This is a genomic window from Shewanella litoralis, assembly GCF_009828585.1.
Classification (GTDB): Bacteria; Pseudomonadota; Gammaproteobacteria; order Enterobacterales; family Shewanellaceae; genus Shewanella; species Shewanella litoralis.
On record NZ_WSRZ01000081.1, the window covers coordinates 1 to 564 of the forward strand.

Consider the following 564-nt stretch of genomic DNA (forward strand, 5'->3'; position numbering starts at 1 on the left):
GGTGCGACGCGTGATGTCTTTAAGTTTCACTCCGGCAAGCTTAGGCAGCACACGGCCCTTGCCATTTCTAGCTTCAACTATTCTTGGGTTGAGTGACTTTGTCCCCCGAAAAATATAGAAACCATTATGGCGTTCCACATTGGCAAAATATTCGAAATCAGGATAGCCCGCATCAGCCAGAAGCAGTGTATTTTTCATTCTAAAGGCCATGGGGAGATAGGTTCTTTCTGAAACGGTATCAGCACTTATCGCCATTGCTGTGGGATTAAATGTGCGCAATGACATGGTCATATGGCACTCTATCGCGGCGGGATTACGCTTAAAGCGGCTTGGGTACACGTCAGCTAACGCCTTGTGAACATGAAAAGAACTGCCGTCCTGAAGCAAAATATCATCAAAGCCTGACAACTTCTTCGGAAGCGAAGCGCATTGTTGGCGTGCAAACTGAGCGATAGCCAGCTGAACCAGTTGCTTCATAAAATCAGCAAAGGCGGCTTTGCGGAGCTGATTATGAAAAGGTTTGTAAGCCACATTATCATTTTCTGTCAGACACATACCATTAAA

The 564-nt window shown here is 45.9% G+C and carries 1 protein-coding gene; it reads right to left on the minus strand.

Annotation, left to right across the window (positions count from 1 at the left end; all coding sequences use genetic code 11):
- The coding region (locus GQA99_RS20205; protein ID WP_160057006.1) for a transposase at positions 1-564 on the minus strand (564 nt) is incomplete at both ends.